Here is a 7,148-nt window from a genome sequence, read left to right on the forward strand (position 1 = left end):
TGGCGGAGCTCGGGCTGGCCGACGCGCTTGCTGCGCTGATGCGGCTGTGGCGGGAAGCCCATCCCGGTGTCGAGATCAAGACCTCGATTTCGCCGTCACTGGGCTCGCGCGGCGAGACGGCGGAACTGACGATCTATCGCATCATTCAGGAAGCCCTCACCAACGTCTTCCGACATGCCGGTGCGACCCATGTCGATATCCGTGTCGAGCCGGCGGCAACCCGGGCCGCGGGAGCCGCCGAGACGGAGGCGATCATGGTCAGCGTACGCGACAACGGCGCCGGCCTGCCGGCCGATCACAAGCAGGGGTTCGGCATCCTCGGCATGCGCGAGCGAGTGTTGGCCTTGGGCGGCAGCATGACCGTGGCGTCGACGAACCACGGCGTCACCGTGGAAGCCCTGGTGCCCTGCGGAATTCGACAATCCCAGGTGCTTCAACCGAGCTAAAATCACGACGGGCCACCGGGATTTTTTCCCGATCGCGCGACCTAACTTTCCCGATGTCGATCGGGCGGCGATCCCCTAGCATCCCCCCAGCCAGCCGGCCGAAAGAGCCGCAGCGGAATGGGGTGGGACAGGTGGGCGCTCGATCGCTACTTATCGCGACGATATCGATCGTGCCGATATCGCTCGGCATGTTTTCGGGGCGCGATTTTGCTCATGCCCAAGAGGAGCCGGAAGCCCAGAAGCTGCCGCCGATTGTCGTGACCGGCACGAAACCCGGCGTCAAACGTGGTCGCACCGACAATGCCACCCGCACCGCCCGGACAATACCCAGGCTCGTGGTCTACCCGACCACGCCCATTTCCGGCGCGGGCATCAATCCCGATAAGATCCCGGCGAGCCTCAACCTCGTCGACGCCAGTCAGATCAAGGACACCGGTTCGCTGAACATCGGCGACGCCTTGCAAAAATACGTGCCAGGGATCGTCGTCAATGAGGTTGCCGGAAATCCCTTCCAGCCCAACGTGCAGTTTCGCGGCTTCGTCGCCTCCCCTGTGGCCGGCACCCCTCAGGGGCTCGCGGTCTACCAGAACGGGGTGCGGGTCAACGAAGCGTTCGGCGACACCGTCAACTGGGATCTGATCCCGACCGCCGCGATCAGATCAGTCACCGTAGTGACCAACAATCCCGCTTTCGGCCTGAATGCGCTGGGTGGGGCCGTCAACGTGCAGATGAAGGACGGCTTCAACTATCACGGCGCCGAGATCGATACGATGGGCGGCTCGTTCGGACGCATCCAGAGTTCGGCACAGTGGGGCAAGCAGGTCGATAATTTTGCCGTCTATGGTGCGCTCGAAGGCTTGCATGATGACGGATTTCGCAATTTTTCAGCATCGGACGTTCGCCGTTTCTACGGGGATGTCGGTTACAAAAACGACAGCAGCGAGTTCCATCTCAACATGGGCGCGGCCGATAACCATTTCGGCGCGACCGCGACCGCGCCTGTCGAGTTGCTCCAGCCATATTGGGGGGCTTCCTATACCTCGCCACAGATCACGGAAAACCGCGTCGGCTATGTCAATCTGACCGGAAAGGTCGAGGCGACGCCGACTTGGACCATTGACGGCTCCGCGCATGTGCGGGTCTTCGATCAAAAGATGCTCGATGCCAATCCGACCGGCACCCAGCCCTGCGCGGCCGACTCGACGCTGCTTTGCTTCGGCGACGGCAGCACGCCGGCAAATGGCCTGAATGGAGCCCAGCTCGCCAATCCCTTCAATCCCGGAGCGGTTCTGGGAGAGAGTGACCGAACCACGACCCATTCGACCACGACCGGCCTGTCGTTGCAGGCAACCAATACCGATCAGCTGTTCGGTCACGACAATCATTTCGTGGTCGGAACCAGCTTCGACTCCAGCGTCACCCGCTTCACGGCCAGCGCGGAGCTGGGGACCATCGGTCCGAACTTTGTCGTCAGCGGCAGCGGAATATTTCTCGGCCAATCCGGCGATCCCGTTTCGATCGGTCCGGTCGCGCTTCGTGCCACCAGTCAATATACCGGTCTTTACGCGCTGGACACCTTTGACGTCACCAACGCGTTTTCGATCACGGCGGGTGGCCGGTTCAATGTCGCCAACATCAGGCTGGAAGACCAGATCGGCAGTGCGCTGAACGGCCAGGATACCTACACGCGCTTCAATCCGATCGTCGGCGCAACCTATAAAATCACGTCAGGTTTGACGGCGTATGCCGGCTATTCCGAAGCCAACCGTGCGCCGACCCCGCTGGAGCTGGGCTGCGCCGATCCGGCGCATCCCTGCATCATCGCGGCCTTCCTGGTCTCCGATCCGCCACTGAAGCAGGTCGTGTCCCGAACCGTGGAAGCCGGCCTGCGCGGCACCAGGGACCTCAACATCGGCACGCTCGGATGGAAGCTTGGAGCTTTCAGTGCAACCAACACCGACGATATCCTCGCCATTCCGAGTCCCGTCCTGCAGGGATTCGGCTATTTCCAGAACGTCGGCTCGACCCGCCGCCAGGGCATCGAGGCCGAAGTCAGTCTCAAGTCGAGCACGCTGCAGCTCTATGCCAGCTATGCGCTAGTGGACGCGCGATTCCTCGATTCGCTTCAGGTCGGTTCCAACAGTCCCTTCGCCGACGTCAACGGCAACGTCCAGATCCTTCCGGGCAATCGGATTCCGGCGATTCCGCGCAACCGGATCAAGGCCGGCTTCGACTATTCGGTCACCGACGCGTTCAAGATCGGCGGCGACGCCCTGTTCGTCGACAGTCAATACTTCGTCGGCGACGAATCCAACCAGGCCCAGCGACTGTCGTCCTATGCGGTTTTCAACCTGCACGCCTCGTATCAGATCGACAAGACCTTCCAGATCTACGCCCGTGCCGACAATATCTTCGATAACCGCTACGCGACCTATGGCACCTTCTTCGATACCGGCGCCGTCCCCAATTTCGCCAATGGCGGCGCGCCGTTCACCGATCCGCGCTCGATCAGCCCGGCGCGCCCGCGGGCTTTCTACGCCGGCGTGAAAGCCACCTTCTGAAGTTCCGGCAGCAGCTCTTTTTCAGCCGCCCGGATTATTGCGGCGGGCCAAGAAGCCGCGCGCCGGATCATAGGCCAGGATCGCACCAAACAGAAACGCGACGGTACAGCCGACAACGACCGCCAGCGAGACCCACGCGACCTGCTCATAGAGCGCAAAGCGGATCAGCTCGGTCGCATGCGTGAAGGGATTGGCTTCACAGATATAATACAGCAGCGGACTGGATTCCTTGACACGCCATAGCGGGTAGAGCGCCGAGGATGCAAAGAACATCGGGAAAATGACAAAATTCATGACGCCGGCAAAATTCTCGAGCTGCTTGATCAGCGACGAGATCAGCATTCCCAGGGCTCCGAGCATGAATCCGCTGAGCAGCAGCGCCGGCAGCAGCGCCAGATAGCCCAGCGGCGGCGCCTCGATTTCCCAGAACCAGGCGATCAGCAGGAAGGCGTAGGCCTGCAGCACGGATACCAGCGTGCCCGCCAGGAGTTTCGAGGCGAGCAGCCACCAGCGTGGGAACGGGCTGACGAGAAGCGTGCGCATGCCGCCGGTTTCGCGGTCATAGACCATGGTGAGCGACGATTGCATGCCGTTGAAAAGCTGTATCATCGCGATCAGCCCGGGGGTGATGTAGACCTCATAGAGGACGTAGGTCTCGTAGGGCGGGATGATCGAGACGCCGAGCACCTGACGAAATCCGGCGGCAAAAATGAAAAGCCAGACCAGCGGGCGCACCAGCGCGGAGACGAAGCGTTCGCGCTGGTGGATGAAGCGCAGGGCTTCGCGCCAGACGATGCCCTTGAGGCAGATGAAATATTGCGCCGGCGAAAAATGGTGCATGTCGGTGGCTTCCGAGATGGCGGTCATCTGGCGGCTTCCAGTTCGCTCTGGTCGGCAGCCCCGGTCAGCCGGTTGAACGCGTCGCGCAGATCGGCGCCGCCGGATCCGCGGACGACCTCGCCGAGCGCACCGTGGGAGAGAACCCTGCCCTTGTGCAGGACCACCACGTCGTCGCCGCTACTTGCTTCATCGATCAGATGCGTCGCCCAGAGCACGCCGATACCCTCCACCGTCGACAGCCGGCGAACATGATCGAGAATGTCGGCGCGCGCCTTGATATCGAGGCCGACCGTCGGTTCGTCCAGCAGAAGCAGGCGGGGCTGGTGCAGCAGCGCTCGCGCAATCTCGATGCGGCGCATCTGCCCGATCGAGAGATTGCCGACCCGATCCTGACTGCGATCGGCCATCGCCACGCGATCCAGGACCTGCGCGATCAGATCCCTGGCCCGGCTGCTGGCGATGCCGTGCAGCGCGGCGTGATACATCAGGTTCTGGCGCACCGAGATGTCGATATCGAGCGCGCGGGACTGAAAGACCACGCCAAGCTTGCTTAGGGCCGCACCCGGTTCGCTCCCAACGTCGTGGCCGAAGATGCGGATTTGACCCGATCGTATCGCATAGAGGCGTGTGATCAGCGAAAACAGCGTCGACTTCCCGGCGCCGTTCAATCCCAACAACACGGTAAAGGACGACTGCTTGACCGTCAGGCTGACATCGTCCAGCGCCGCCACCCTCGGACCGTAGCGATGGCTGACGTGGTCGATCTCAAGGGCGGGGGTCTGAGCAGGTTCGAATGGCGTCATCACCATTCCCGAAAGTCCCGTTCCGGTCCGCAAGACCGACAGGCAGATATTTCGGAACCCGGTGCGCCGTACCGTCGAGCGCCGATGAAATACGTCACGCTGGTCATTCCGACGCGCAGGCCTTTGGGTTCAATGTCGGCGATTTAGCCTGCCGCGCTGCCCGCGGCAAGCTTCACCGTCCCAAGCTTGACCCGGATTGGCGATCCTGACAAATTATTTGAGCTGGCACACGCAATCTCCGAACCTTGCATGTTCGTGTTGCAGCGCATCGAACGTTCGGCATTCCATTGATGAGAGATGGCATAGGCCAGGGCTTCGTCGCCCGTGTCGGGCGCGGGGGCGGCAGCGCGAAAGGCGTGAAGATGGCTTGCTTGACCAACTTGTTCCGATCAAGCGCCCTTCTCGCGGCCTCGATCGTCGCCGCGACGGCGAGCGCAAGAGCCGACGATCTCAATGACTATCCGACGTCGGCGCGCGCTGAGTATGTTTTCGCCTGCATGAAGGCCAACGGTGAAACGCAGGAACTCCTGCAAAAATGTTCCTGTTCCATCGACGTGATTGCGTCGATCATCCCCTACGAGCGTTACGTGACCACCGAGACAATCCTTTCGATGTCGCAGGTCACCGGGCCCATCGGTTCCGAATTTCGATCGACCGAGCAAGCCAAGCTTGCGGTGCAGGATTTCCGCCGGGCGCAGGCGGAAGCGGAAGTGCGCTGCTTTTAATCCGACTTTCCTTATGACGTTTAGGGCGAAGTGGACACCGGTTCGCGAAGAAAACGCATCAAACAGAAGAAATAAAGGCTCGGTTCTGATTCCATCGGAACCGATTAGGTTCAGGCTGTGCCGCTACAGCATCGATTTCTCGATCGACCACTCGTCCCTGAACATTTCCTTGCTGGTATCGACGGCTTCGACGCGAAACTTGCCGGCACCATTGGGCCTGTAGTTGAACCGGATGTTCGGATCTTCCGATATCGCGATTCCGCCGTCCATCGCTACGACAAGGTCGTCGCCCTGCCAGATCTTGAGGTCCTCGATGAAGAACGGCGGTATGTAGAGCCGCGTCACCTGGTCCATCTGCAGGCCCGAGTTCTGTGGGTGGCGCAGCATGACCTGGGCTTCGGGCGACGTACCGGAACCGGGCGGGAACGTGCGGAACTTCATCTGCCCGAGCATCGCCTTGGTGGCGTCGCTGTTGGACGCGGCCGGCGCCGAGCAGCCGCCCGACGCCTTTACGAAAGCCTTGACACCATAGAGCTGGCCATCGCTGAGTTCGGCGACGAGGCGTACATACGAGTAGCTGTTGACCCGGACCCGCGTCGAGATCGAGGTCACGCCGGAACGCGGGCCGATCGTAAACGTGCCGGCGACCGGCGCGGGATTTTCGTCGATGACAAGCGTCAGGGATTTGAGCGTGCGCTTGTCGTCACCGGCGAAGTCAACCCGCATCCCGATCGGCACGATGGCGGAATCCTCCGCTCGCTTGGGCGCATCGAGCACCACCAGGCCGGAGCCATCGAGGATGGGACGGTTCTTGAAGATATCGCCCTTGATGCTGTTCCAGGTTTCCTCCGAAGGCTGATCCTGGCCGGCACCGGCAGCCTGTGCATACGCCGCCGCCGGCGCTGCGAGAAAAATCGCGGCCATCAAGGCCGGAACGATCACTCTGGAAAAAATCGACATGATCGAATTCCCTTTCCAAGCAGAGGGAAACTTATCTGAAATGGCTACGGGCAGCAAGCTGCGCCGCCGAGCGGAGATCATCATTCCCATTCAAGTTCACCGAACGCTGCGATGACGTTGCGCGAACTGTACTCGTCGAACAATTTCCACCGCGCCTGTTCGCCTCTGCCGGCCTCCCGGGCCGCCTCGGTCAGTGGTATCCCTTTGCGGATGAGGCCCCTCACCTCCGTGACAAGGCTTTCGAAATAGCGTTGCTCGTCCTTGACGGCGCCCCGCCAGTCGCTGACGATGGGGCCATGTCCGGGAACAACGCGTGCCGCGGGAGTGCGCTGCAGCACGTCGAGATCGGCGAGAAAGCCCCGAATGCTGCCATCGAGCACCGGAACATGCTCGACGAACAGAAGATCGCCCGCGAACAGGGTAGAACTTGCATTGTCGAAGACCGTCAGGTCATTGTCGGTATGTCCGGGCGGCCAGGCCTTGAGCGTTAATGTTCGCCGGCCGAGATCGATCTGCATTTCGTCGTCGACGAGCAGCGTGGGCGGAACAATCCTAACTTCGCCGATCAGTGCATCGCCGAGCGGCCCGCGAAATGCCTTCAGGTAAAACTCGCCCCGCGCCGCCAGCGCGCGCGGCAAATTCCTGTGCCCAACAAAGATGGTTCCCTCGCCTGCGAACGCGGCGTTGCCAAAGATATGGTCGGGATGAATGTGGGTATTGACGACATAGCGAACCGGCTTCGGCGTGACCGCGCGGATCGCGGCAAGCAGGCGCGCGCCTTCGCGCGCGCTGCCGCCGGTATCGATGACCGCA

The 7,148-nt window shown here is 61.6% G+C and carries 7 protein-coding genes; 3 read left to right on the plus strand and 4 right to left on the minus strand.

The genetic code is table 11. The features are described 5' to 3' along the window. Together QZ213_RS21900 and QZ213_RS21905 are read left to right on the plus strand one after the other, a co-directional pair. Positions 1-446 (plus strand): ATP-binding protein (locus tag QZ213_RS21900; protein ID WP_291688182.1); only part of this gene is annotated, 446 nt, incomplete at its 5' end. 188 nt (positions 447-634) lie between these two features. After that, positions 635-3,007: a TonB-dependent receptor gene (locus QZ213_RS21905; RefSeq protein WP_291688187.1), complete on the plus strand. Its 2,373-nt coding sequence runs from the start codon at positions 635-637 to the stop codon at positions 3,005-3,007. Between the two features lie 21 nt (positions 3,008-3,028). Here QZ213_RS21905 and QZ213_RS21910 read toward each other — a convergent pair whose 3' ends face one another. Continuing rightward, complete coding sequence (locus QZ213_RS21910) at positions 3,029-3,874, minus strand: ABC transporter permease (RefSeq protein WP_291688183.1); 846 nt, start codon at positions 3,872-3,874, stop codon at positions 3,029-3,031. Then, complete coding sequence (locus tag QZ213_RS21915) at positions 3,871-4,650, minus strand: ATP-binding cassette domain-containing protein (protein WP_291688184.1); 780 nt, start codon at positions 4,648-4,650, stop codon at positions 3,871-3,873. Before QZ213_RS21915 ends, QZ213_RS21910 begins: the two co-directional genes overlap by 4 nt. 380 nt (positions 4,651-5,030) lie before the next feature. On the opposite strand from QZ213_RS21915, the gene QZ213_RS21920 reads away from it, so the two are divergent. Beyond that, on the plus strand, positions 5,031-5,375 hold the full coding sequence (locus QZ213_RS21920; RefSeq protein WP_291688188.1) for a hypothetical protein: 345 nt from the start codon (positions 5,031-5,033) through the stop codon (positions 5,373-5,375). Positions 5,376-5,498: 123 nt separating this feature from the next. Here the strand turns inward: QZ213_RS21920 and QZ213_RS21925 are convergent, their stop codons facing one another. Further along, positions 5,499-6,335 (minus strand): quinoprotein dehydrogenase-associated SoxYZ-like carrier, encoded by an 837-nt coding sequence (locus tag QZ213_RS21925; protein WP_291688185.1) that lies wholly within the window; start codon positions 6,333-6,335, stop codon positions 5,499-5,501. 80 nt (positions 6,336-6,415) lie between these two features. After that, a partial coding sequence (locus QZ213_RS21930; protein ID WP_291688186.1) for a quinoprotein relay system zinc metallohydrolase 2 occupies positions 6,416-7,148 on the minus strand: 733 nt, incomplete at its 5' end.

Origin of the sequence: Bradyrhizobium sp., from assembly GCF_017881085.1 — a bacterium.
Lineage (GTDB): Bacteria > Pseudomonadota > Alphaproteobacteria > Rhizobiales > Xanthobacteraceae > Bradyrhizobium.

Coding starts and splice junctions, on each gene's coding strand:
- QZ213_RS21910 (WP_291688183.1), bottom strand. CDS start 3,874: ATGACCGCCATCTCGGAAGCCACCGACATGCACCATTTTTCGCCGGCG.
- QZ213_RS21925 (WP_291688185.1), bottom strand. CDS start 6,335: ATGTCGATTTTTTCCAGAGTGATCGTTCCGGCCTTGATGGCCGCGATT.
- QZ213_RS21905 (WP_291688187.1), top strand. CDS start 635: ATGTTTTCGGGGCGCGATTTTGCTCATGCCCAAGAGGAGCCGGAAGCC.
- QZ213_RS21915 (WP_291688184.1), bottom strand. CDS start 4,650: ATGACGCCATTCGAACCTGCTCAGACCCCCGCCCTTGAGATCGACCAC.